Annotated in this window: 16 protein-coding genes and 1 pseudogene; 12 read left to right on the forward strand and 5 right to left on the reverse strand. The window is 71.4% G+C overall.

All coding sequences use genetic code 11. The annotated features are described in order from the left end of the window. Nucleotides 1–193: 193 nt before the first annotated feature. The 6 genes and pseudogenes from ACSYGO_RS38510 to ACSYGO_RS38535 all read left to right on the forward strand — a co-directional run bounded on the left by ACSYGO_RS38510 (nt 194) and on the right by ACSYGO_RS38535 (nt 7,242). Nucleotides 194–1,111 (forward strand): cyclase family protein, encoded by a 918-nt coding sequence (locus tag ACSYGO_RS38510; protein WP_426676790.1) that lies wholly within the window; start codon nt 194–196, stop codon nt 1,109–1,111. Between the two features lie 44 nt (nt 1,112–1,155). Continuing rightward, nucleotides 1,156–1,851: pseudogene (locus tag ACSYGO_RS38515) on the forward strand (GMC oxidoreductase); the annotation flags it as partial. Nucleotides 1,852–2,058: 207 nt separating this feature from the next. Beyond that, nucleotides 2,059–2,853 carry an SDR family oxidoreductase gene (locus ACSYGO_RS38520; RefSeq protein ID WP_426676924.1) on the forward strand — a complete coding sequence of 265 codons (795 nt, stop codon included), beginning with the start codon at nt 2,059–2,061 and terminating at the stop codon, nt 2,851–2,853. 34 nt (nt 2,854–2,887) lie between these two features. Further along, nucleotides 2,888–4,372 carry a cytochrome ubiquinol oxidase subunit I gene (locus ACSYGO_RS38525; protein ID WP_460389486.1) on the forward strand — a complete coding sequence of 495 codons (1,485 nt, stop codon included), beginning with the start codon at nt 2,888–2,890 and terminating at the stop codon, nt 4,370–4,372. After that, nucleotides 4,369–5,418 (forward strand): cytochrome d ubiquinol oxidase subunit II, encoded by a 1,050-nt coding sequence (locus ACSYGO_RS38530; RefSeq protein WP_426676788.1) that lies wholly within the window; start codon nt 4,369–4,371, stop codon nt 5,416–5,418. The genes ACSYGO_RS38525 and ACSYGO_RS38530 overlap by 4 nt, the downstream gene beginning before the upstream one ends. A 45-nt stretch (nt 5,419–5,463) precedes the next feature. Further along, on the forward strand, nt 5,464–7,242 hold the full coding sequence (locus tag ACSYGO_RS38535; RefSeq protein WP_460389487.1) for a cation:proton antiporter: 1,779 nt from the start codon (nt 5,464–5,466) through the stop codon (nt 7,240–7,242). A 10-nt stretch (nt 7,243–7,252) separates the two neighbouring features. Here the strand turns inward: ACSYGO_RS38535 and ACSYGO_RS38540 are convergent, their stop codons facing one another. The 4 genes from ACSYGO_RS38540 to ACSYGO_RS38555 form a co-directional block, all read right to left on the reverse strand. Continuing rightward, entirely contained in the window at nt 7,253–9,091 is a 1,839-nt protein-coding gene (locus ACSYGO_RS38540) for a glycoside hydrolase family 15 protein (RefSeq protein WP_460389488.1), read from the reverse strand. 164 nt (nt 9,092–9,255) lie between these two features. Next, nucleotides 9,256–10,203, reverse strand: coding sequence for a DUF389 domain-containing protein (locus ACSYGO_RS38545; protein ID WP_432174028.1), 948 nt, complete (start codon nt 10,201–10,203; stop codon nt 9,256–9,258). Nucleotides 10,204–10,434: 231 nt separating this feature from the next. Beyond that, nucleotides 10,435–11,421 carry a magnesium transporter CorA family protein gene (locus tag ACSYGO_RS38550; RefSeq protein ID WP_426676784.1) on the reverse strand — a complete coding sequence of 329 codons (987 nt, stop codon included), beginning with the start codon at nt 11,419–11,421 and terminating at the stop codon, nt 10,435–10,437. A 447-nt stretch (nt 11,422–11,868) separates the two neighbouring features. Beyond that, on the reverse strand, nt 11,869–12,912 hold the full coding sequence (locus ACSYGO_RS38555; protein WP_432174026.1) for a LacI family DNA-binding transcriptional regulator: 1,044 nt from the start codon (nt 12,910–12,912) through the stop codon (nt 11,869–11,871). 230 nt (nt 12,913–13,142) lie between these two features. Between ACSYGO_RS38555 and ACSYGO_RS38560 the strand changes: the two genes are divergently transcribed. Genes ACSYGO_RS38560 through ACSYGO_RS38585 form a run of 6 tightly spaced genes read left to right on the forward strand, consistent with a single transcriptional unit; the run spans nt 13,143 to nt 22,734 of the window. Further along, entirely contained in the window at nt 13,143–14,432 is a 1,290-nt protein-coding gene (locus ACSYGO_RS38560; protein ID WP_426676783.1) for an ABC transporter substrate-binding protein, read from the forward strand. Between the two features lie 6 nt (nt 14,433–14,438). Beyond that, on the forward strand, nt 14,439–15,419 hold the full coding sequence (locus tag ACSYGO_RS38565) for a carbohydrate ABC transporter permease (RefSeq protein WP_345656717.1): 981 nt from the start codon (nt 14,439–14,441) through the stop codon (nt 15,417–15,419). Further along, nucleotides 15,416–16,321 (forward strand): carbohydrate ABC transporter permease, encoded by a 906-nt coding sequence (locus ACSYGO_RS38570; RefSeq protein ID WP_432174025.1) that lies wholly within the window; start codon nt 15,416–15,418, stop codon nt 16,319–16,321. The genes ACSYGO_RS38565 and ACSYGO_RS38570 overlap by 4 nt, the downstream gene beginning before the upstream one ends. Before the next feature lie 33 nt (nt 16,322–16,354). Beyond that, entirely contained in the window at nt 16,355–17,602 is a 1,248-nt protein-coding gene (locus ACSYGO_RS38575; protein WP_426676781.1) for a glycoside hydrolase 5 family protein, read from the forward strand. A gap of 54 nt (nt 17,603–17,656) precedes the next feature. Further along, nucleotides 17,657–19,687, forward strand: a complete 2,031-nt coding sequence (locus ACSYGO_RS38580) for an endo-beta-N-acetylglucosaminidase (RefSeq protein WP_460389489.1) — start codon at nt 17,657–17,659, stop codon at nt 19,685–19,687. Between the two features lie 29 nt (nt 19,688–19,716). Next, nucleotides 19,717–22,734: an alpha-mannosidase gene (locus ACSYGO_RS38585; RefSeq protein WP_435224790.1), complete on the forward strand. Its 3,018-nt coding sequence runs from the start codon at nt 19,717–19,719 to the stop codon at nt 22,732–22,734. 455 nt (nt 22,735–23,189) lie between these two features. On the opposite strand, the gene ACSYGO_RS38590 is transcribed toward ACSYGO_RS38585, so the two are convergent. After that, nucleotides 23,190–23,921: a FadR/GntR family transcriptional regulator gene (locus tag ACSYGO_RS38590; protein WP_460389490.1), complete on the reverse strand. Its 732-nt coding sequence runs from the start codon at nt 23,919–23,921 to the stop codon at nt 23,190–23,192. Nucleotides 23,922–24,009 lie beyond the last annotated feature (88 nt).

Raw genomic sequence — 24,009 nt, forward strand, 5'->3', positions numbered from 1 at the left:
CCGGGATGCGCCGGGCCCCGCGGAGGCAGACATTGGAAGCACAGCCCGCGCTCACGAGGAGGACCTCACGTGACGCATCGTCCGTACGGAACCGGGACCACGCCCCGGTGAGCCCCGGCGCCCGCCCGCCGTCGTCGTCATGAGCCCGGACCGGCACCACCCGGCGCCGTCGCACGCGACGGCGCCGCCGCCCATGTCCGAGGCGGCATTCCGGTCCCTGTACGACCGGCTGCGCGCACCGGCCCTCGACGGCGGCACGGACCCGCGGCGCGGGACGCTGAGCCGTCTCACGCCCGAACGCGTGGTGGCCGCCGCGGCCGGGGTCCGGTCCGGGCGCACCGTGTCGCTCGCCGCTCCCGTCGAGACCAGCCCGGGCCCGGACGACCCGCACCCGGCGTCCCACTCGATGATCGCCCCGGCGGACGGGGACGCCGACGGGCACGGACTCCGGTTCGCCCTCGACAGATTTGCCATGAACGTGCACGGCGACGCGGACAGCCACCTGGACGCACTCTGCCATGTGATCTTCGACGGTGAGCTCTACGGCGGTGTCCCGGCGAGCACCGTGACCCCCGACGGTGCCGGCGCGCTGACCGTGGACCTCGTGCGGGACGGCATCGTCGGCCGCGGGGTCCTCTTGGACATCCCGCGTCTGCGGGGCGTGCCGTGGCTCGACCCCGGCGACGCGGTGACCGCCGACGAACTGGCAGCCGCCGAGGCCGCCCAGGACGTCACGGTCGGCCCGGGCGACCTGCTGTTCGTACGGGTGGGGCACCGCCTGCGGCGTCGCCGCCTCGGCCCCTGGGACGCGGCACGGGCGCGTGCGGGTCTGCATCCGACCGCGATGGACTTCCTGGCCGAGCGGGGCGTCGCCGCCCTCGGATCGGACGGCAACAACGACACGGCCCCGAGCGTCGTGGCCGACGTCGCGTTCCCGGTCCACGTACTGGCCGTGCAGGCCATGGGAATGCACCTCATGGACTACCTGGACTTCGAGGAACTCGTGCCGGTGTGCGACGAGTCGGGCCGCCGGCACTTCCTGTGCGTGGTCGCGCCCCTGCGGCTGCCGTCCGCCACGGGCTCTCCGGTGAACCCCATCGCCGTCCTGTGACGGACGGGACCCGACGGCGCTCCGGGTGCCGCGCCGCCGCGGGCCACGGCAACGAGTTCCCGCCCGAGGTCAATCACTACGTCGGCGGCAACACCAAGTTCTACGGTGCCGCGCTGTTCCGGCTGCGTCCGGAGGACTTCGGGGAACTGCGCCACCACGACGGCGTCTCTCCCGCCTGGCCGATCCGCTACGAGGACCTGGAGCCGTACTACACCGAGGCCGAACACCTCTACCTGGTGCACGGCCGGCACGGTGAGGACCCGTGGGAAGGCCCGTACAGCGGTCAGTACGCCTACCCGCCGGTCGAACACGAGTCGCGCATCCAGCAGTTGAGCGACGACCTGGAGAAGCAGGGACTGCACCCCTTCCACCTGCCGATCGGCGTCGACCTCACCCAGGACGCGAGCGGCGGGGCCACCCACTCCAGTTGCGGTCAACTCCGCGATCCTGCTCCTGGTCTCGGCGAACGACCGGCACCCGGGCGGACTGGCGAACAGCTCGGACGTGGTCGGCCGGCACTACATGCGCCACAACAACCTTGCCCTGATGGCGATTTCGAAGGAACTCAACGACACCCGGTTCCAGAAGACCCTGGCCCTGCACGACTGGCCCACGACCTCGACAACCTCTACGTCGTGGACACGAGCTTCTTCCCGAGCATCGGCGCGGTCAACCCGTCCCTGACGGCCATCGCCAACGCCCTCCGGGTCGGCGACCACATCGTCGAACGGCTGTCCTGAACCACGGCGGACGCCCCGCCTCCGACCGGGCGAAGTTCCTCAGCCGCCCAGCGCAACACCGTGGCTCCCGACATGCGCACACGCGTTCACGGTGGTCGTGTGACACCCGAAACCTCCGGGCCGCGGCCCGGCCGACCGGGTCCCGTGATCGAGGAGAGAGTCATCGTGAGTTCCGAGGGCGCACCTCAGGGCGTGGTCCCCGCCCACCTGCTCAAGGGCCAGAAGGCACTGGTGACCGGAGCCAACTCCGGGATCGGCCGGGCCACGGCCGTCGCCCTGGGCCGGGCGGGAGCGGACGTGGTCGTGAACTACGTGGCCGGCGGCGAGGAAGCCGAGAAGGTGGTCGAGGAGATCACCGCCTTCGGGGTGCGGGCCGCGGCCTACGAGGCGGACGTGTCCGACGAGGGCCAGGTCGTCGCCATGACGGACCGGATGGTCGAGGAGTTCGGCACCATCGACATCCTCGTCGCCAACGCCGGGCTGCAGCGTGACTCCGCCTTCACCGAGATGACCGTCGCCCAGTGGCAGAAGGTGCTGGACGTCAACCTCACCGGCCAGTTCCTCTGTGCCCGGGAGGCGACGAAGGAGTTCCTGCGGCGCGGCGTCGTCCCCGAGGTGTCACGCGCCGCAGGGAAGATCATCTGCATGAGCTCGGTGCACCAGATCATCCCGTGGGCCGGGCACGTCAACTACGCCTCCTCCAAGGGCGGCGTGCAGATGATGATGCAGACCCTGGCCCAGGAACTCGCCCCGAAGAAGATCCGGGTGAACGCGGTCGCCCCCGGCGCCATCAAGACCCCGATCAACCGCAGCGCCTGGGAGACCCCTCAGGCCCGCGAGGACCTCCTGCGGCTGATCCCGTACGACCGTATCGGCGACCCCGAGGACATCGCCTACGCGGTCGTCGCCCTCGCCTCGGACCTCATGGACTACGTCGTGGGCACCACCGTCTACGTGGACGGCGGCATGACCCTCTTCCCCGGCTTCGCCACCGGCGGCTGACACCCCTCGTCGTGCCGGCCCTGGAGAGACTCACATGCACATCGCTGTCGCCCTGCTGACGGACGCGCCGGCGCAGATGCTCCCGGCCAGATCGATGATGGCCTTCACCCTGGCCTCGCACATCATCCTCGTGCCGCTGGGCGTCGCGCTGCCGCTGATCACACTCGTCATGCACGGCTACGGGCTGCGCCGAGGAGACCCGGACGCACTGCTGCTGGCGCGGCGGTGGTCCGCGGTCATGGCGGTCCAGTTCGCCATCGGGGTCGTCACCGGCACCGTGCTGTCCTTCGAGTTCGGGCTGCTGTGGCCCGGCATGATGGGCCGGTGGGGCGATGTCTTCGGCATCGGGTTCGGCGTCGAGGCCTGGGCCTTCTTCCTCGAAGCCGTGCTCATCGCCATCTATCTCTACGGCTGGCGAAGGCTTCCGCCCCGCACCCACTTCCTGCTCGGCCTGCCCCTGCCCTTCGCGGCCCTGCTGGGTGCCTTCGGCATCCTGGCCGCCAACTCCTGGATGAACACCCCGCGGGGCTTCACCCTCGACTCCGCCGGCAACCCGGTCGACGTGAAGATCTGGAAGGCGATCTTCACGCCCATGTTCGGCCCGCAGTACTGGCATTTCGTCGTGGCGATGTTCGTGACGGCGGGCTACGTCGTGGCGGGTGTCTACGCGGTCGGTTGGCTGCGCGGGCGCCGGGACCGGTATCACCGGCTCGGCTTCGCCGTCCCGTTCACGGTGGCCGCGGTGCTCACGCCGGTGCAGTTCATGCTCGGCGACTCCATCGCCCGCCAGGTGTTCCACAAACAGCCGGTGAAGTTCGCCGCCATGGAGATCGTCTGGAACACCGACACCCATGTGCCGGAGTACCTGTTCGGCCGGCTGCACCCCGACGGCACGGTCTCCGGCGGCATCAAGATCCCCCAACTCGACTCGATCCTCGCCGGTTTCCGCCCCGACACGAAAGTGACCGGACTGACCTCCGTCCCCGCGAGCGACCGGCCCACCGCCACCCAGGCCACCATCACGCACTTCGCGTTCGACGCCATGGTCTTCATCGGCTCACTGCTGCTCCTGCTCGCCCTCTGGTACGGCGTCCTGTGGCTGTGGCGCCGTCGGCTGCCCACCTCCCCGTGGTTCTTCCGCGGCGCGGCGTGCGCGGGCGTGGCCTCCGTCGTCGCCGTCGAATGCGGCTGGATCACCACCGAGGTGGGCCGCCAGCCCTGGATCGTGTACGAGAACATGCGGGTCGCCGATGCGGTCACGTCGACGCGTTCCACCGCTCTGTGGATCACCTTCGGCATCGTCGTCGCGGTGTACGTCTTCGTCCTCGGGTCGTTCCTGGTGGTGCTGCTGAAGATGCGGACCCGCTGGCGCCTCGCCGACGAGCACTCCGGCCCCGCCACACCCGGGGAGACGCCGGAGACGGACACCCCGTACGGGCCGCGGTCCGCGGTCGCGGCGGCCGACACCGCCCGCACCGGCGGCGACGGACCCTCCTCCGCCCCGGGAGGCCGACCGTGATCGCCGGAGTCGTCGCCGTCGTCCTGCTGCTCGTGATCACCGCCTACGCCTGCGCCGGAGGCACCGACTACGGAGCCGGCTTCTGGGACCTGACCGCGGGCGGAGCCGAACGCGGCAAGCGCCCCCGCTGGCTCATCGACCACGCGATGGCCCCCGTATGGGAGGTCAACAACGTCTGGCTCATCTTCGTGCTGGTCATCATGTGGACGGGGTTCCCGGTCTTCTTCCAGCAGGTGTTCACGGCGATGTGGCTGCCCCTGGCGCTGGCCGTCGTCGGCACCGTCCTGCGCGGCGCCGGCTTCGCCCTGCGCAAACCCAGCCGGCGGCTGGCGGGCCGCCGGCTGTACGGAGCCGTGTTCGCCGTCTCCTCGCTGCTGACGCCGTTCTTCCTCGGCGCCGCGGCCGGGGGAGTGGCCTCGGGCCGGGTGACGGCGGGGACCATGGCGGCGACCGAGGCGTGGGCCAACCCCACCTCGCTCCTGTTCGGTCTCCTCGCCGTCGCCACGACCGCACTGCTCGGCGGTGTCTTCCTGGCGGCGGACGCCCGGCGCTTCGACGCCCCCGATCTCGACGGCTACTTCCGGCGGCGGGCCCTGGGCGCCCTGGCCGCCGTCGCCGTCCTCGCCCTGGTCACGCTGTTCGTCACGCACGGCGACGCCCCCCACCTGTGGCACGGGCTCACCCACGGCGTCGGCCTGTTCTTCGTCGTCGTGGCCGCACTGAGCACGCTCACGACGGCCTGGCTGCTGATGCGTCCCTCCGGAGGCTGGGCCCGGGTGAGCGCCGTCACCGTGGTCGCGTCGTCCGTCATCGCCTGGGGCATGGCACAGCGCCCCTACCTCATCCCGACGTCGATGACGATCGCGGAGGGCGCCGGTGCGCACACCACACTGCGCTGGCTGACGTTCGTCACCCTCGTCGCGGTCCTGCTGATCATCCCCGCGGTCGCCCTGCTCTACTGGCTGGACACCCAGGGCGAACTGGAGGGCCTCACCGACGCCGATCTGCGCCGCGGCGGCAGCGGCGGCAGCGGTGACGAGGGCTGACCGCATGGCGGCCGCGCACGGGGCACGCGGAGGAGCGACGCCGCGATGACCGAGGACGACATCCTGCTCGGCATCGGTCTGACCGTCCTGCTCGCCGTGGGCTCCCAGATCTTCGCGAGCCGGCTGCGGATCCCGGCCCTGATCGTGCTGCTGCCCGTCGGGTTCGCCGCCGGAGCCCTCACCGACGTGGTCCATCCCGACCGGCTCCTCGGCGAGGCCTTCTCACCACTGGTGTCGCTGTCGGTGGCGATCATCCTCTACGACGCCGGTCTCGGGCTGGACCTGCGCCATCTCAAGGGCGCCACGCGCAAGGTCGTCGTACGGCTCATGGTGACCGGCGTACTGCTCACCTGGGGAACCGTCCTCGCGCTGGGGCCCGCCCTGCTCGGTGTGCCCCTGGCCGTGGCCAGCGTGATCGGCGTCGTCCTCGTGGTGTCCGGACCGACCGTGGTCGGACCGCTGCTCGACCACGTCAGGCCGTCGGACAAGGTGCGGCGGATCCTGGTGTGGGAAGGGTCCCTGATCGATCCCGTCGGGGGCATCCTCGGCGCCGTCGCCCTGCACTCCATCGTCTCCGGCGGTCTCCAGGCCGGTCATTTCCGCTTCGGTGCGTTCGTCGCCGGCATCGCCGTCGGACTGGCCGGCGGCGCGGTCGGCGCCGCACTGCTGTGGTTCACCCTGCGCGTGCTCCGCCTCGGCGAGACGCTCGGCACGCTCGCCCAGCTGGGCACCGTCGTCGTGGTGGCCGCGGGCTGCGACATGGTGTTCGCCGACACCGGGCTCATCGCCGCGATCATCGCGGGGCTGACGGTCGCGAACCTCCCCGGCTTCGACCTGCCCGCCCGCCGGCCGTTCTTCGAGACGCTCGTCCAGCTGATCATCGGCCTGCTGTTCATCGCCATCTCGGCCACGGTGGCGCCGAAGGCGGTCCTCCCGGTCCTGCTGCCCACACTCGTGCTCGTCGCCGTGCTCGTCCTCGTGGTCAGACCGCTGGTCGCCCTGGTGTCCACCGCGGGGACGGACGTCGTCGCGCCCGAGCGCGCCTTCATCGGCTGGCTGGCTCCGCGCGGCATCGTCGCGGCGTCCACCGCCACGACGTTCGCCGCGTCGCTCGACGCCGCCGGCCTGCAGGGCGCGGACAAGATCCTCCCCGTCACCTTCCTGGTCATCGTCGGGACGGTCGTGGTCTACGCGCTGACGGTGAGACCGGTGGCCACCAAGCTCGGCATCGCCCGCCCCGAGCGCGCCCGCCCGTTGCTGGTGGGCGGCGCCCAGTGGGTGGTCGATCTCGCCCGGACACTGCGCGGCGCGGGACTCGACGTGCTGATGTGGGCCGGCTCCGCCGAGGACAGGAACCGCATCGAGGAAGCCGGGATCGAGCCGGCCGCCGGCGAACTCATGTCCGCGGCCACCGATCCGCAGGCCCGGCTGGAGGGTGTCACATCGCTCTACCTGCTCACGGACGACGACGATTTCAATGCGCTGGCCTCGATCGTCATGGCGGACAGCGTCGACGGACCGGTCCACCGCATCGGCCCGCCGCCCGACAGCCGGGGCGTCGTCGCCCCCTACACCGTCGGTGACACGCTCTTCGGCCCGGAACTCGCCCGGCACGACGTGGCGACCCGCTACGCGCGGGGCGCCCGGTTCCACGTGTGGCCCGCCACGGACCCGCCTCCGCCGGGCCACGAGACCCTGTTCGTCGTACGGCGCGACGGGCGGCTGGAGCCGGTCACCGGGGCACAGCCGGTCACCGCCGCGGCCGGTGACGCACTCGTCCTGTTCGGACCCGCGCCGGTGCCGGGCGGGCCGGTGCACGGCTGACCGGCTCCGGTCACCGCCGGTCGAGCGACGCGTTCAGCGTGATGGCGGCGTCGATGAGTGCGAGATGCGTGAACGCCTGTGGGAAGTTACCGAGTTGACGGCCTGTCAGGTCGATCTCCTCGGCGTACAGGCCCAGATGGTTGGCGTACCCCAGCATCTTCTCGAACACCAGCCGGGCCCTGTTGGTCCGCCCGGCGCGTGCCAGCGCGTCGACGTACATGAACGTGCACAGCGAGAAGGTGCCCTCCGTGCCGCGCAGCCCGTCGGGCGAGGCCGCGGGATCGTATCGGTAGACCAGACTGTCGCTGACCAGCTCCTCCTCCATGGCGTCGAGGGTCGAGATCCACAGCGGGTCCTCGGGAGTGATGAACCCCACCGTCGCCATGCGCAGCAGCGAGGAGTCGAGCACCTCACCGCCGTAGTGCTGGACGAAGGCCCGGCGTTCCTCGCTCCACCCCTCGGTCATGACCTGCTCGTAGATGTCGTCGCGCGCTCTGTGCCAGCGTGCTGCCGCCGCGGGCCGGCCGTTCGACTCGGCGAGCCGCAGAGCGCGGTCGAAGGCCACCCACGACATCACACGGCCGTACGTGTAGTTCTTGCGTCCGCCGCGGCTCTCCCACAGGCCGTCGCCCGCCTCGTCCCAGTGGTCGGCCAGCCAGTCGAGGTTCGTCAGCAGCGACGTCCATCCGTGGTGCCCCAGCTGGATTCCGTGCCGGTCCGCGAAGTGGATGCTGTCCAGCGCCTCGCCGTAGATGTCCAACTGGAGCTGGGTGGCGGCGCCGTTGCCGATCCGCACCGGCGCGGAACGCGCGTAGCCCTCCCAGTGGTCGAGGACCTGCTCCTCCAGATCGGAGGAGCCGTCGACCTTGTACATGATGTTGAGAGGTCCGGAGTCCCCGTCGCTGCCGGCCCGCTCCTTGACCCGGCTGCCCAGCCATCTGATGAAGGCCTTGGCCTCCTCGGTGAAACCCAGTCCCAGCAGGGCGTACACGGAGAAGGAGGCATCACGGATCCAGGTGAAGCGGTAGTCCCAGTTGCGCTCGCCGCCCAGTTGCTCGGGCAGTGCCGCCGTCGGGGCGGCCACCAGCGCGCCGCTGGGGGCGTAGGTCATCAGTTTCAGTGTGATCGCGGAGCGTTCGACCGCCTCCCGCCAGCGTCCCGAGTACCGCGACTGCCCCATCCAGGAGCGCCAGAACGTGACGGTGTCGTCGAAGAGCCGCTGGTAGTCGGCCAGACGGAACGCGTGGGGAGGCCCGTCGGCGCCCCACTCCAGGATCAGCCCGCGCTGCCGGCCCGCTTCGAGGGTCAGTGCGAAGTGCAGGTCGTCCTGCCGGTCCATGAGGACGTCGAGCATCTGCTCGTCCTCCGGTTCGCGGATGGAGTGCACGGTGAGTTCCGTGCCGTCCTGTGCGGCGAACACCGCTCCGTGCTCGGTGAGGTGCATGCGGTGGGTCTGGCGGCCGTAGTCGAACCGGGGGGCGACGGTGACGTCGAACGTCATGCTTCCGCGTACGCAGCGGACCATGCGGACCAGCCGGTGGCGGGACGTGACCGTCTTCCCCGTCACGGGCATGAAGTCGATCACCTCGCCGGCGCCCGCCTCGGTCATGAACCGGGTGACCAGGACCGCCGTGTCGGGGAGGTACAGCTGCCGGGTCGCGTACATCGCGTGTACCGGGCGCACCGTGCAGTGCCCGCCCTTCTCCTTGTCCAGGAGTGCGCCGAACACGCTGGGGGAGTCGAACCGCGGGACGCAGAACCAGTCGACCGTACCGTCGGCGGTCACCAGCGCCGCGGTCTGCAGGTCGCCCAGCAGGCCGTGGTTCTCGATCAGCGGGTAGTCGTCCATCGGCGCGCCCCTTCCGGTACGGGATCCACCCGAACGCACCCCCCTGATCAGCCTAAGTCGAGGGCCGGACTCCGTCCCGCCGGCCCGGAGCGGGGCCGGACGGGCGCGGCCCGGCCGTCCCGCCGCCCTCCCGCGCGGGTGCGTCCCGGCCTCCCGCGCGGACGTTACGGACGCTTCGGACGCCGGGCGGTCCTGCCGGCGACACGGCGCCACAGACGACGCTGGAGACGAAGGGTGAGCACCCCGACGCCCACGAGGACGACCACGTTGAGCAGCAGCTGGAGCAGCGACCCCCGGGCCTGGCGCCATTCGGCGAAGGCGACCGAGACGGCGATGTCGGAGGCGGCGGGAATCGTCGTCACGGAGATGAAAACCCCGAGCAGGGCGCTGCCGCGGGACTCGGTCAGCGAGACGATCCCGACGACGCCGGCGAGGAAGGCGACGACGACGGAGAAGAAGTCGGGCGTGTCGATGAGGTGGGAGACGGGTCGCAGACCCAGCTCGTAGGCCTGGGACTGGAGGTGGGCGGCGCGCGACAGCACGGCGAACACCAGGGTGACCGCGATGGCCAGCAGGAAACCGGCCGTCAGCGCGCGCACCCCCTCCCGGACCAGGCGCCGGTTGCCCTGGTCGAGGCCGAGGGCGATGCTGGTGATCGCCCGGTACTCGGGACCGACCACCATGGCGCCCACGATGAGGATCTGCGAGTTCGTCATGATGCCGACGGCCCCGATGATCCCGGCGATGACCAGGAACAGGTAGAAGGACGGCGGGTAGGTCCCCTCGGCCCGGATGCGGGCCTCGACCGCGGCCCACAGCGGCGCGTGCGCGCCGGGCCGGGAGGCCTCGATCCGCTCCGCACCGCGCGAGAACATCAGGTCCACGCCGTCGACGGCGATCGCCCCCGCACGGTCGACGCCCAGCTCGCGCAGGTCTCCCAGCACCGTGTCGGCGGCGCCCTTCAGCACGTCGCACTCGACCGCGTCGCCGTCCGGGACGCGAACCGATCGCACGACCACCACGTTGAGGACGCGATCGTCCGAGGTGAGCAGGTCGAGTGCGGGCCGGGTCAGCGCGGTCGGCATGACCATACGGAAGTGGATCACGTCCATCCGGGCCTCCGGCGGCCGGGAGCCGGACCGGCCACCAGTCGGGTGGGGTCCTGTAGCGCGACGGACCGCGGACGCCGGGGGCGGCCGTCCGGCGTGCGCTTCGGCATCGAACCGGTCGGCCGGGCCACCGGCCCGCCACCGCTCCGCGGGCACGCGCACCTGTCCGCCGTCACCCGGAGCGCTCCGTGCGGCCCGGCGCGGTACGGGAGCCACCCGCTCGCGCGCCCGGGCTCACCGGTCCTCATAGCCCTCGTCGCGCAGGCGTCGCCAGAGGTTCGTGCGGTGCAGTACGTACAGGGCGCCGACCAGGGAGAGGACCTGCAACCCGACGGCGAGCAGCCAGAAGACCACTCCGCTCTCCAACTCGTCCGTCAGATAGGTGAAGTTCATGCCGAAGTACCCGGTGAGGAAGGAGAGCGGCAGGAAGATGGTCGACACGATGGCCAGCCGGTTGATCACGCCGTTCTGTTCGCCGGAGACCAGGGACGTGTAGCTGGCGAAGGCGCGACGGGTGGCGTCCTGGAGGGACTCGATGTCCGTGAGCACCAGCCTGCACGCCTGCTGGAACTCCCGGGCGAGCCGCTGGCGTGCCTCGGGGAAGGTGCTGCTCAGCATGCGCCGCGTGATGATCTCGTCCATCGTCTGGAGGTAGGGCAGCAGCGAGTGGTGCAGGAGGGCCGCGCGCCGCCGCAACTGCGAGAGACGGTAGACCTGCTCCGCGCGACGGTTCTCGAACATCTCGTCCTCGAGGTCCTCCACCGTCAGAAGGGCCGCCACGGCGGCCCGTCGGAAGGTCTCCAATGCCGCCTGCAGCATCAGGAACAGCACGGCCACGGCGTCGTCGGGCCTTTCCTCCGGCATCTGCGAGGTGAGGTTCTCCAGTGGCTCGACCCGCCCCCGGTGGGCCGTGACCAGGTACCGCTCGGTGACCAGGACGTGGACATGGGCGACCCGGTCCTCCAGGTACATCGGTACGACGAAGGTCGCCCTGTCCCCCTGGTACTCGGCCCGCACGGGTTCGTCCTTCCTGCCGAACCAGGCGTAACGTCCGGCGTCGAGGCCGAGCTGGGGGGCGAGTGGCTCTTCGTCGGGTGCCGCTTCTTCGGGGAGCTCGACGTCGACGAGCACGAAGGCGGACGTGGCGAGCCGCGCACGTGCCTCCGCCGCGTCCGTGTGTGTGACGAGCCCCTCCGGCATCGACACCACCGATACGATCATCGCCCCTCACCGTCGTCACGAAGTCCGTACGTCCCACCGTGCGCACACTCGGGCGGGCACGCACGCGGACGGAGGCAGCCGCCCCGGAGGGTGCCCCGAACGGGTGAGATCGCGGGGAGCGAGGGGCGAGGGGCGAGGGGCGAGGGGCGAGGGGCGAGGGGGCGAGGGGCGAGGCAAGGCGCGGACGCAGGGCGCGGGTGCGGAGGGGAGCAGGCGGGACGCAGGGTGCGCGCGGAGTGAAGCAGCCGAGGCGCGGGCCGCGGGCGGGACGAGCACGGGACGCGGGGCGCGGGCGGGGCGCTCGCGGGACGCGGGGCGTATGCGGGACGGGCGCGTGGTACGGGATGCGGGGGCGGTCGCGGGACGCGGGGTGCGGGCAGGACGGGCACGGCGCAGGCGGCGCGGTGAGACGGGGCGGCCGATGGGCCGGCGGGCCGCCCCGGCCGGTCACGCCCCGCAGGGTCCCGTGCTGTCCCGCTCGATCAGGCGAGGCACCGGGACCTGCACGGTCCGCGCCGGACCGCCGTCGAGGAGCGCGGTCAGCTCCTGCGCGGCGGTGCGCCCGAACTCCACCGTGTCCCGGGAGAGCGCGGACAGCCAGGGCTTGACCATGCGGCACAGCGCGGAGTCCTCCCACGCCACCACCGACACCTGGCCCGGCACGGAGAAGCCCAGCTCGGTGGCGGCGGCGACGCCGGCGACGGCCATCACGTCGTTGTCGTAGACGAGCGCGGTCGGCGGGGTGCCGCCCTCCAACACGCGGCGGGTCACCGCGGCGGCCTCCGAGTCGGAGTAGTCGGTGGGCACCGAGCGGACCTCGGTCAGACCGCGCCGCACGGCCTCCGCGCGCAGCGTACGGATCCGCCGCTCGGTGTGGGCGAGCCCCGGCAGACCCGCGATGTGCACGATCCGGCGGTGGCCGAGCGAGTACAGCTCGTCGACGACCGCGGCCATCGCACCCGCGTCGTCCGCCCACACGGTCGACAGCCCGGGGTGCCGGGCGTCCGGCACGCCGCCGATCACCACGGCGGGCAGGCCCAGTTCGTCGAGCAGGTCCGGACGCGGATCGTCGACGCGCGGGTCGACCACCATCACTCCGTCCACCCGGTGCTCGGCCCACCAGCGACGGTAGACACCGCACTCGGCGTCCACGTCCTCGACCACCTGGAAGAGGAGGCCGAGATGACGCTCCGCCAGCACCTCCTGGATGCCGGAGATGAGCTGGAGGAAGAAGGAGTCGACGCCGAGCGTGTCGGCGGGGCGCGCCACCACGAGGCCGACCGTGGCCGCTCCCTCACCGGACAGCTGGCGTGCCGCAGTGCTGGGCCGCCAGCCCAGTTGTTCGGCGACCCGGCGCACCCGATCGCGCGTGACCTCGGAGACACCGGGCCGGTCGTTGAGCGCGAAGGAGACCGCGCTCTCGGAGACCCCGGCGCGCCGCGCGATGTCCTTCATCGTCGGCCGGCGCGCGGGTGACCGCTTGGCTGGCACCTGACCCCCCATTTCTCCGAGCCATGCACTAATGCGCTTGAGTGATCCAACCCTAAAGCGCATTAGTGAGAACCTGCAAGTGTGTGGTGGCACACCCCTGACCTGGACTAATGCTCTGCGGATTCATTTAGTCCGCCCGAATCCATTGACTTTCCCGAAGCGTGCCGGGCAAGGTCGCTGGCGCCACCTCCGCGCACCACCCGCCGACGCCGCAAGGGAGCCGTGTCACCGTGCCCATACCCCGCAGAGCCCTCGTCGCCGCCGCCGTCGCCCTCGTCCTGCCGCTGAGTGCCTGCGGCTCCGGGGACGACGCCGGCGGCTCCACGGACGCCTCCGGCAAGATCGAGGGCGACATCACCTTCCAGACCTGGAACCTGAGGGCCAACTTCAAGCCGTACTTCGAAGGCGTGATCGCCGACTTCGAGAAGAAGTACCCCGGCACCCACGTGAAGTGGATCGACCAGCCCGCGGAGGGCTACGCCGACAAGATCAGCGCCGACGCGGCCGGCGGCACCCTGCCCGACGTGGTCAACGTCTCGCCCGACCTGGTCGCGCCGCTCGCCAAGGCGGGCCTCGCGCTCGACCTCGACAAGTCCGCCGCGCAGTACAAGAAGGAGTACCTCGACGGCGCCTGGGCGAGCCACCAGATCCCGGGGATGAACGGGACCTACGCCTTCCCCTGGTACCTCAACACCGGGCCGCTGTTCTACAACAAGTCGCTCTTCAAGGAGGCCGGGCTCGACGCCTCCAAGCCGCCCACCACGTACGACGAACTCTTCACCGAGGCGCTCCAGCTGGCGAAGAAGAGCGACGGCAAGGTCGCCACGCTCGCCAACGTGCCCACCATCGAGGACTTCGGCCGCTATGGCGTCGAGCTCATGAACAAGCAGGGCACCGGCTTCGCCTTCAACGACGCCAAGGGTGTCGAACTCCTCACGAAGTACAAGGAGTTGTACGACGCCAAGGCGCTCGACCCGCAGGCCCTGACCGCGACCCCCGAGTCGTCCGGCAAGAAGTTCCTCACCGGTGCCGTCGCCATGAACCCGGGCAGCGCGCTGGACCTCGGAAACTTCAAGAAGCAGGCGCCGAACCTGTACAGGAACATCGGCATCACGGACCAGATCACCAGCACCGGCAAGGTGAACATGTACGTCATGGGCGTGATGGTCAACGCGCGCACCAAGCACACGCCGGCCGCCGTCGCCTTCGCGCACTACGTCACCGACGCGCAGAACCAGATGTCCTTCGCCAAGAAGGTCGCGATCTTCCCGAGCACGGCCGGATCGCTCGACGACCCCTACTTCACCAAGGAGGACGGGACCGACGAGACGCGGGTGCGCATCGCCGCCGCCAAGTCCTTGAAGAACGCGGTGAACTACACCCCGGTCCTGTTCAGCGAGCAGATGAAGACGGCGCTGCGCAACGAGGTCGCCAAGGCGCTGCAGGGCAAGGAGAGCCCCAAGGCAGCACTTGACAACGCTGTCAAGGCCTCCGACCGGCTGCTCCAGCAGCAGGGCTGATCAGGCATGGCGAGTCCCTCCAGTACCGCACGGGTGCCGCGCTCCGCAGCGCGGGGGCGGCACCCCGGCTCCGCGACCCGCGAGCAGGGCCCCGGCGCGCCCCGGCCCGGCTCCCGGGTGAGGCGTCAACTTCCCACCAGCCCCTGGCTGTTCGCAGCCCCGGGAATCCTGGTCGTCGGCGTCTTCATCCTCTACCCCTTCGTCTCCACCCTGGTGAACGCCTTCACCGACCGCCGGACCCTGATGCCCGGCGAGTACGTGGGCCTGGCCAACTTCCGGGAGCTGCTGCACGACGAGATGTTCTGGACCGGGCTGCGCAACAGCACGCTGTACGTCCTCGGGGTCGTCCCCGCGCTCGTCCTGCTGCCGCTGCTGCTCGCCCTGCTCGTCCAGAAGAACATCCCCGGCATCACCTTCTTCCGGTCGGCCTTCTACACGCCGGTGGTCGCGTCCATCGTCGTGGTCGGGCTCATCTGGGTATGGCTCCTGGACGAACGCGGCCTGGTGAACGCGCTGCTGGAGGCGATCGGCGTCGGCAAGGTCGGCTTCCTCAGCGACCAGTGGCTGCTCCTGCTGAGCGCCATGGCCGTCACGGTCTGGAGGGGCCTCGGCTACTACATGATCATTTACCTGGCGGCCCTCGCGAACGTCCCGCGCGAACTGCACGAGGCCGCCCAGGTGGACGGCGCGGGCGCCGTGCGCCGCTTCTTCACGGTCACCGTGCCCGCCGTCCGCTCCACCATGGTGCTGGTCGCCGCGCTCTCCTCGGTCTCCGCCTTCAAGGTGTTCTCCGAGGTCTACCTGATGGCGGGACCCGACGGCGGTCCGGCGGGCGAGGACACCACCCTCGTGATGCTCGTACAGCGCACCGGCACCGGGCTGACCGGCCGGGTCGGCTACGCCTCCGCCATCTCGGTCGTCGTCTTCCTCGTCACCGTCGTCCTGATGCTGCTGGTGCTGCGCGCCGACCGGAAGGAGGAGACGTGAGCGTCACCGAGAAGGCACGCCCCGCCGAGACACCCGTCACCGTCCACGCTCCCCGCATCCGGGACGAGCACGGCCGGCGCATCCGGGTGTGGGAACTCGTCCTGCGCTACGCGCTGTTGCTCGGTGTCCTGGCCCTCACCGTGGGCCCGTTCCTGTGGCAGCTGTCCACCTCGCTCAAGGGTCCGCACGAGGACATCTTCAGCTCGCCGCCGCGGTTCCTGCCGGGCGATCCGACCCTGCACAACTATCAGCGCGTCGCCGACACCATCCCCGTGTGGGACTACGCCCTCAACTCGCTGAAGGTGGCGGCGGCCAACGTGGTGACCAACTGCGTGGGCGCCGCACTCGCCGGGTACGCCCTCGCCCGGCTGCGCTACCGCGGCCGCAGACTCGCCACCCTGGTCTTCGTCCTCGCCATGCTCGTGCCGGCGGAAAGCATCATCATCGCCCAGTTCACGACCATGCGGGAGCTGGGCCTCAACAACACGCTGATCGGTGTCGTGCTGCCCGGCTGCATCGGCGCGATGAACGTCCTGCTGATGCGCAACGCCTTCCTCAACCTCCCCTACGAGATCGAGGAGGCCGCCTTCGTCGACGGCGCGAACGCCTGGCAGCGCTTCCTCAGGATCGCCCTCCCGTCGGTGAAGGGCACCCTCGCCGTGGTCGCGATCTTCGCCTTCATGGGCGCCTGGGACGACTTCCTGTGGCCGCTGATCGTGCTCAGCGACCCGTCGAAATTCACCCTGACCATCGGACTCAACTACCTGCACGGCACCTTCGCCAACGACGAACGGCTCGTCGCCGCGGGCACCATCATCGCCGTCGCACCCCTGATCGCCCTCTTCGCCTGCCTCCAGCGCTACTTCTTCCGCGGTGTGGGCGAGGGCGCCGTCAAGGGCTGACCTCCCGTACCACCGATTCCGCAAGGACCCCGCATGCCCCCTGCCGTGCGCTTCGGCGTCAACTACACCCCCAGCGAGGGGTGGTTCCACCACTGGCTCGACTTCGACCTCGACTCCGTACGCGCCGATCTCGACTCGATCGCCGCCCTCGGTCTCGACCACATCCGGGTCTTCCCGCTGTGGCCCCTCTTCCAGCCCAACCGGACGCTGATCCGGCCGCGCGCCGTCGAACAGCTCGTCGCGCTCGCCGACGCGGCGGCCGAGCGCGGACTCGACGTCAACGTGGACGGACTGCAAGGACACCTGTCGAGCTTCGACTTCCTGCCGGCGTGGACGCAGACCTGGCACCGGCGCAACATCTTCACCGACCCGGACGTGGTCGAGGCACAGGCGGAGTACCTGCGCACCCTGGCCGCCGCACTCGCGGACCGGCCCAACTTCATCGGGATGACGATCGGCAACGAGGTCAACCAGTTCGCGGCCGGCCCCCACCCCGACCCCGACCGGATCACCTCCGAGCAGGCCGGCCGCTGGCTGGACCGGCTGCTCACCGCCTGCGCCGACGGCGCCCCCGGCAAGCTCCACCTGCACGCCTCGTACGACGCCGCCTGGTACCAGGACGACCAGCCGTTCACGCCCGCGCACTCGGCACGGCTCGGCGCGGTCACCGCCGTGCACTCGTGGGTGTTCAACGGCACGGCGCAGCGCCACGGGCGTACGGGGGTCGCCACCGAGCACCACGCCGCCTACCTCATCGAGCTGTCCAAGGCCTGGGCCGACGACCCGCACCGCCCCGTCTGGCTCCAGGAGGTCGGCGCGCCCGCCCCGCTGATCCCGGCCGAGCACGCCGCCGCCTTCACCGAGGCGACCGTCGCGCACGCCCTCGACTGCCCCGGACTGTGGGGCGTCACCTGGTGGTGCTCGCACGACGTCAGCCGCGGCCTCGCCGACTTCCCCGAACTCGAGTACAGCCTCGGCCTGCTGACCAACGACCGGCGCACCAAACCCGCCGGCGAGAGCATCGCCCGGATCGTCAAGGAACAGCGTCCGGAGGCACCCGCACCGCGCACCACCGCCCTGGTCGTCGACACCGCACCGGGCCGTTCGGTCTGCGCGCCCGGCGGTGCCGTCTTCGAGGCCTTCGCCCGGCTGACCGCCGACGGGGCGAGGCCCACCACCGTGCTCGCAAGCCGCGCCGCCGACGCGGAACACCTCGCGGCGCGGGGCATCACCGAGGTCGTCACCCCGGACCAGGTCGTTCCGGACCAGGTCACCCGGTGACCGTGGCACCACCGCAAGCACCGTAGTCCGTCCCCCAACGATACGGAGCACACCGTGAACCTCAGCAGACGCACCGTCCTGCTCACCGCGGCCGGCGCCGCGACAGGACTCGTGCCGGGCCTGTCCGGTACGGCGGCCGCGGCGCCCCGCGGCGCCGCGGCGACGGCCGCCGCCCGGGACCTCCAGCCCTACGCGTCGTACTGGTACCCCGACTCACTGCCGTCGGGCACCCCCGGCACCGGAATCACCTGGCGCAGCCTCAAGGGCTGGCGCGCGGACAGCGACGCCGACCTGGCCTTCAACGCGGCGTCCGTGCCGCTCGCCGCGCGCTTCACCCCGACCCCCGCGAACACCACGGCCCGCTCCGGCCAGGCACGCATCCAGTCCCTGGTCTCCTTCGGGCCCACGTCGGCCAACCCCTCGCAGGGCTCGGCCGACGCCGACTACTACGCCCTCACCCACTGGGCGTACATCGACGAACTCGTCTTCTGGGGCGGCTCCTCGGGCGAAGGCCTGATCCTCGCGCCCAACGCCCCGATCGTGGACGCTGCCCACCGGCACGGGGTCCCCGTCCTCGGCAACGTCTTCCTGCCGCCCGTCGCCTACGGCGGACAACTCCAGTGGACCCGCGACCTGGTGCAGAAGGACGCGAACGGCCACTACCCGCTGGCCGCGCAACTGGTCGCCGTCGCCGCGGCGTACGGCTTCGACGGCTGGTTCGTCAACGCCGAGACCGGCGGCGGGAACACGGCGCTGGCCACCGACATGCTCGGCTTCCTGCGCGAACTGAAGTCCCTCGGCGCCGCCAGGGGACAGCGCGTCACCTGGTACGACGCCATGACCGTGAACGGCTCGGTGAGCTGGCAGGGCGCGCTGAACAACCAGAACAAGTCCTTCTTCCAGGCCGCGGACTCGATGTTCGTGGACTTCCGCTGGTCCGCCGGCAGCCTGGCCTCCTCCGGGACGACCGCGCAGCAACTCGGCCGCAGCCGTTACGAACTGTGGGCCGGCGTCGACGTCGAAGCGAGCGGCACCGGCGCGTCCGTGAACTGGGACGCCATCGTGCCGACCGGCAAGGCGCACGTCACCTCCATCGGCTTCTACCGGCCCGAATGGACCCGCAACCACCTCCCCGCGAACCGCACGCCCGGCGACTTCCACGCCGCCGACGACCTGTTCTGGACCGGCGCCTCCCTCGACCCCGCCAAACCGGACACCCATGCCGCCTGGCGCGCCCCGGCCGTCTCCGTCGCCGACCGCTCCACCGTCACCTCCGTCCCGTTCGCCACCTCCTTCAACACAGGCCACGGGCTGAAGTGGTACGAGGACGGAAAGGTCACCTCGGACTCCGCCTGGAACCATCTGGGTCTCCAGGACCGGCTGCCCTCCCGCCGCTGGGTGGTGCGGACCACCGGCCGCCGCCCCGCCGTCACCTTCGACTTCGCGGACGCCTGGCGCGGCGGCAGCAGCGTCCTGGTCGCCGGCACCCCGGACGCGCCCACCACGCTGGACCTGTACGCCACGCGCCTGCCGATCGGTCCGGACACAGTGGTCGAAGTGACCCACCGCACGGACGCGGGAAACCCCGCCCTGGAACTGGCCGTCGCCACCGCCGAACCGGGCACCGCGGGCGGCGCGCCCCCGTACACGTATCTCCCGCTGCCGGTGACGCCCGGCGGCGGCTGGCAGACCTCCACCGTGCGGCTCACCGGCCTGTCCGGCACCGTACGGGCGCTCGGGGTCCGGATGACCGGCGGCGGAGCGGTCCGCTGGCGCCTCGGCGCCCTCGCCGTCCGGGACGCGCCCGTGACCCCCGCCGCCCCGGCCGGCCTGCGCGTCACCGACGCTGACGGAGGCAGCCTGCGCCTCGCCTGGCAGGGCGCCCCCGGACCCGTACGCCACTACGAGCTGTACCGGATCCTCCCCGACGGCACGCGCCGCTTCCTCGGCGGCACCTGTCAGCGCGCGTTCCACGTCGGCGGTCTCGCACCCGAACAGGGCGAGACGGCCGCACGGTTCGAACTGCGCGCGGTGGGGGAGCTGTTCACCGTCTCCACCCCAGCCACGACCACGCACACCTGGTAGCCCGCACCCTCACCCCACGGAGCAATCTCATGCATGACGACCGCACCCTGGTCGAAGCCCGCCTCAAGCGCGTCCTGGACGAGCGCATACGTCCCGCCGTGTACCCCGAGTCCGTACCGCTGGACGTGGCCGTGTGGCATGCGCCCGGAGAGCCGGTACCGGTCGCCGAGGGAATCGCGGCGAGCGTGGAGCCGATCGAGGCGGGCGCGCGCTGGGGTGCTCCGTGGGGCACCAGCTGGTTCCGCGTCACCGGCACCGTCCCCCGGGCGTGGGCCGGCCGCACGGTCGAGGCGCTGCTGGACCTCGGCTTCGACGAGAACATGCCCGGCTTCCAGTGCGAGGGACTCGTCTACCGCCCCGACGGCACACCCGTGAAGGGCCTGAACCCGCGCAACCAGTGGGTACGCATCGGCGCGCCCGTCGAGGGCGGGGAGGAGGTCCGGCTGCACATCGAGGCCGCCTCCAACCCGGTCATCCTCGACTACCACCCCTTCCTGCCCACCCGGCTCGGCGACAGGGAGACGGCCGGCAGCGAACCGCAGTACCGCCTGGAGCGCATGGACCTCGCGGTCTTCGACGAGACCGTGTGGCAGCTCGTCGTCGACCTGGAGGTCCTCGGCGAGCTGATGGCCGAACTACCCCTGGAGTCCGCCCGGCGCTGGGACGTCCTGCGCGCCGTGGAGCGGGCCCTGGACGCGCTCGACCTCCAGGACGTCGGCGGCACGGCGGCCGCGGCACGCGAGCGGCTGACCGACGTGCTGTCCACGCCCGCCGCGCCCTCCGCCCACCGCATCAGCGCCGTCGGGCACGCGCACATCGACTCCGCCTGGCTGTGGCCGCTGCGCGAGACCGTCCGCAAGGTCGCCCGGACGACCTCCAACATGACCGCGCTGCTGGAGGACGAGCCCGACTTCGTCTTCGCCATGTCCCAGGCCCAGCAGTGGGCCTGGGTGAAGGAACACCGGCCCGAGGTGTGGGCCCGGGTCAAGAAGGCCGTGGCCGACGGGCGTTTCGTACCCGCCGGCGGCATGTGGGTCGAGTCCGACACGAACATGCCCGGCTCGGAGGCGATGGCCCGTCAGTTCGTGCACGGCAAGCGGTTCTTCCTCGACGAGTTCGGTGTCGAGAACGACGAGGCCTGGCTGCCCGACACCTTCGGCTTCGCCGCCGGTCTCCCGCAGATCATCAAGGCGGCCGGCTCCAAGTGGCTGCTCACACAGAAGATCTCCTGGTCGCAGACCAACAAGTTCCCGCACCACACCTTCCAGTGGGAGGGCATCGACGGCACCCGCATCTTCACGCACTTCCCGCCCGTCGACACCTACAACTGCTCCATGAAGGGCAGCGAGATCGCCCACGCGGCGGCCAACTTCAAGGACAAGGGCGTGGCCCGGCACTCCCTCGCGCCCACCGGCTGGGGCGACGGAGGCGGTGGCACCACGCGCGAGATGGTCGCCAAGGCGGCCCGGCTGCGTGACCTGGAAGGCTCCGCGACCGTGGTGTGGGAGACCCCCGGGGAGTTCTTCGCCAAGGCCGCCGCCGAGTACCCCAACGCCCCCGTCTGGGTCGGCGAGTTGTATCTCGAACTGCACCGCGCCACGCTCACCAGCCAGGCCGGCACCAAGCAGGGCAACCGGCGCAGCGAACACCTGCTGCGGGAGGCCGAGCTGTGGGCGGCGACCGCGGCCGTACGGACCGGGCTGCCCTACCCGTACGAGGCGCTGGACCGGATCTGGAAGACGGTGCTGCTCCACCAGTTCCACGACATCCTGCCGGGGTCGTCCATCGCCTGGGTGCACCGGGAGGCGCGCGCCACCTATCGCCGCGTCGCCGAGGAGCTGGACGGCATCATCGACGTCGCCCAGCGCGCCCTCGCCGGTGAGGGCGCGACCGACCTCGTGTTCAACTCCGCACCGCACGGCCGGGACGGGGTCCCCGCGGGCGGCGCCCGCACGCCGCGGATCGACGGTGTCGCAGCCCTCGCCCCGCGCGTCCAGGGCGGCTACGTCCTGGACAACGGCCTGCTGCGCGTCGAGATCGACGGCCGGGGACTCGTCGTCTCCGCGTACGACCTCACCGCCGACCGCGAGACGATCGCGCCCGGAACCGCCGCGAACCTGCTCCAGCTGCACCCCGACTTCCCGAACATGTGGGACGCCTGGGACGTGGACGAGTTCTACCGCAACACGGTCACCGACCTGGTCGGCACGGACGGGATCACGCCCGGCGAGGACGGCGTGTCCGTCCGGATCGTACGGTCCTTCGGCGCGTCGCGGGTCACCCAGGTGCTCTCGCTCGCAGCCGGCGAGTCCCGCCTCGACATCGACACCGAGGTCGACTGGCACGAGACGGAGAAGTTCCTGAAGCTCGCCTTCCCGCTCGACGTGCACGCCGAACGGTACGCGTCCGAGACCCAGTTCGGGCACTTCTACCGCCCCACGCACACCAACACCTCGTGGGAGGCCGCCAAGTTCGAGGCGTGCAACCACCGGTTCGTGCACATCGAGGAGCCCGGCTGGGGCGTCTCCCTGGTGAACGACTCCACATACGGCCACGACGTCACCCGGACCGTACGCGACACCGACGGGGGCACGACCACCACGGTACGTGTCTCGCTGCTGCGTGCCCCGCGCTTCCCCGACCCCGAGACCGACCAGGGCGTGCACCGCTTCCGGCACGCCCTCGTGCCGGGCGCCGGGATCGGCGACGCGGTGCGCGAGGGGTGGCGGATCAACCTGCCGGAGCGGCGGGTGAGCGGCGCGCACGAGGTCGCGCCGTTGGTGAGCGTCGAGCAGGACGCGGTCGTCGTGACCGCCGTCAAGCTGGCCGACGACGGGACGGGCGACGTCGTCGTCCGCTTCCACGAATCGCGCGGCGGCCGTACCCGGGCCACGCTCGTACCGGGCTTCGACGTCGCGACCGTCACGGTCACCGACCTCCTGGAGCGGCCGCTGGCCGACGCGACGGCACCGGGCCGCGACGGCGACCGGATCACCGTCCCGCTGCGCCCCTTCGAGCTGGTGACGCTCAGGCTGCGGCGCGCCTGAGCGAGGACGGGGACGCCCTGACGTGACGGGGAGGGCCCGCCGCACCGTGACACGGCCGCGGCGGGCCCTGCCCGTACGTCCAGGACGGGATCCGTGGCCGGGGCAGGCCCCGATCAAGTCCGGATCAGGCCCCGATCAAGTCCGGATCAGGCCCCGATCAAGTCCGGATCAGTCCCGGATCAGGCCCGGGGCGGACATCCCGGTCCGGAGAGGAGGAGGTGCGCGGTCGGAGCCGGCACGTCGGCCCGGGGCGGGCGGATGCGCGCGGGCACGGGGTTCGAGGAATGCGCCCCGGCCCGGTGTCGGCGGACGTTCTGGTGCGGGGTGGGCGCCCGGCCCGGTGCGGGCATCCCGGCCCGGTGTGGGCGGACGTGGCTGGTGCGGGGTGGGCACCCCGGCCCGGAGCGTACCGAGGCGCGGGCCCAGGAGCGCTCCCGGGGCGTGAGCACGGCCTGCTAGGCACCGAGTTGGCTGCGTAGCCACTCCTCGACCTCGCCCACGTGGGCGGCCGCCGCCGCCCGGGCCGCCTCCGGGTCGTGGGCCACCAGGGCGCGGTGGATCGCCGCGTGCTCCCGCCGGGTCCGCTCGAACGCCCCCTCCTCCTGGTAGCCGCGCCAGACGCGGGCCCGGAAGGTGCGGGAGGACAGACCTTCCAGGATCGCCGCCATCGTCTCGTTGCCCGCGGCCGTCGCGATGGCACGGTGGAACGCGAGGTCGTGGGCGATGATCTCCTCCGGGTCGTCCGTCGCGTTCATCGCCGCCAGGTGCTCCTCCACCTCGGCGAGCTGGTCCGGTGTGATGCGGGCCGCGGCGAGAGCGGTCGCCGTCGACTCCAGGATGCGGCGGATTTCCAGGAGTTCGACCAGTCGCGGTCCCCGGGACAGATCGGCCACCACGCCGAAGGTCTCCAGCAGGTCCCCGGCCTCCAACTGCGTGACGTAGATGCCCGAGCCGTGCCGCGCCTCCAGGACGCCGAGGACGGTGAGCGCCCGGATCGCCTCGCGCATGGAGCTGCGCGAGATGCCGAGCTGCGCCGCGAGGTCCCGCTCGGTCGGCAGCCGCTGGCCCGGTTCGAGGCGGCCCTCGCCGATCATCGCCTTGATCCGCTCGATGGCGCGCTGCGTCACGGTGCCCTTCTGCGGGGCCGACTCGGCCGACTCCGTCTCCTTGGCCAGGGTCTCGTCCACGCCACATCCTCCTGTTGCCGGGTGCGCCGCAGTCTAACCAGCCATGTGGTCCGACCACTACGGCCGGAAACCGTGAAAATCTGGCGAC

The sequence above is a fragment of the Streptomyces krungchingensis genome (genome assembly GCF_054729265.1).

Excerpts from the sequence above, each read along its gene's own strand:
- ACSYGO_RS38510 (WP_426676790.1), top strand. The coding sequence starts at position 194 with ATGTCCGAGGCGGCATTCCGGTCCCTGTACGACCGGCTGCGCGCACCG.
- ACSYGO_RS38545 (WP_432174028.1), bottom strand. The coding sequence starts at position 10,203 with ATGGACGTGATCCACTTCCGTATGGTCATGCCGACCGCGCTGACCCGG.
- ACSYGO_RS38540 (WP_460389488.1), bottom strand. The coding sequence starts at position 9,091 with ATGGACGACTACCCGCTGATCGAGAACCACGGCCTGCTGGGCGACCTG.
- ACSYGO_RS38535 (WP_460389487.1), top strand. The coding sequence starts at position 5,464 with ATGACCGAGGACGACATCCTGCTCGGCATCGGTCTGACCGTCCTGCTC.
- ACSYGO_RS38550 (WP_426676784.1), bottom strand. The coding sequence starts at position 11,421 with ATGATCGTATCGGTGGTGTCGATGCCGGAGGGGCTCGTCACACACACG.
- ACSYGO_RS38565 (WP_345656717.1), top strand. The coding sequence starts at position 14,439 with ATGGCGAGTCCCTCCAGTACCGCACGGGTGCCGCGCTCCGCAGCGCGG.
- ACSYGO_RS38575 (WP_426676781.1), top strand. The coding sequence starts at position 16,355 with ATGCCCCCTGCCGTGCGCTTCGGCGTCAACTACACCCCCAGCGAGGGG.
- ACSYGO_RS38525 (WP_460389486.1), top strand. The coding sequence starts at position 2,888 with ATGCACATCGCTGTCGCCCTGCTGACGGACGCGCCGGCGCAGATGCTC.
- ACSYGO_RS38585 (WP_435224790.1), top strand. The coding sequence starts at position 19,717 with ATGCATGACGACCGCACCCTGGTCGAAGCCCGCCTCAAGCGCGTCCTG.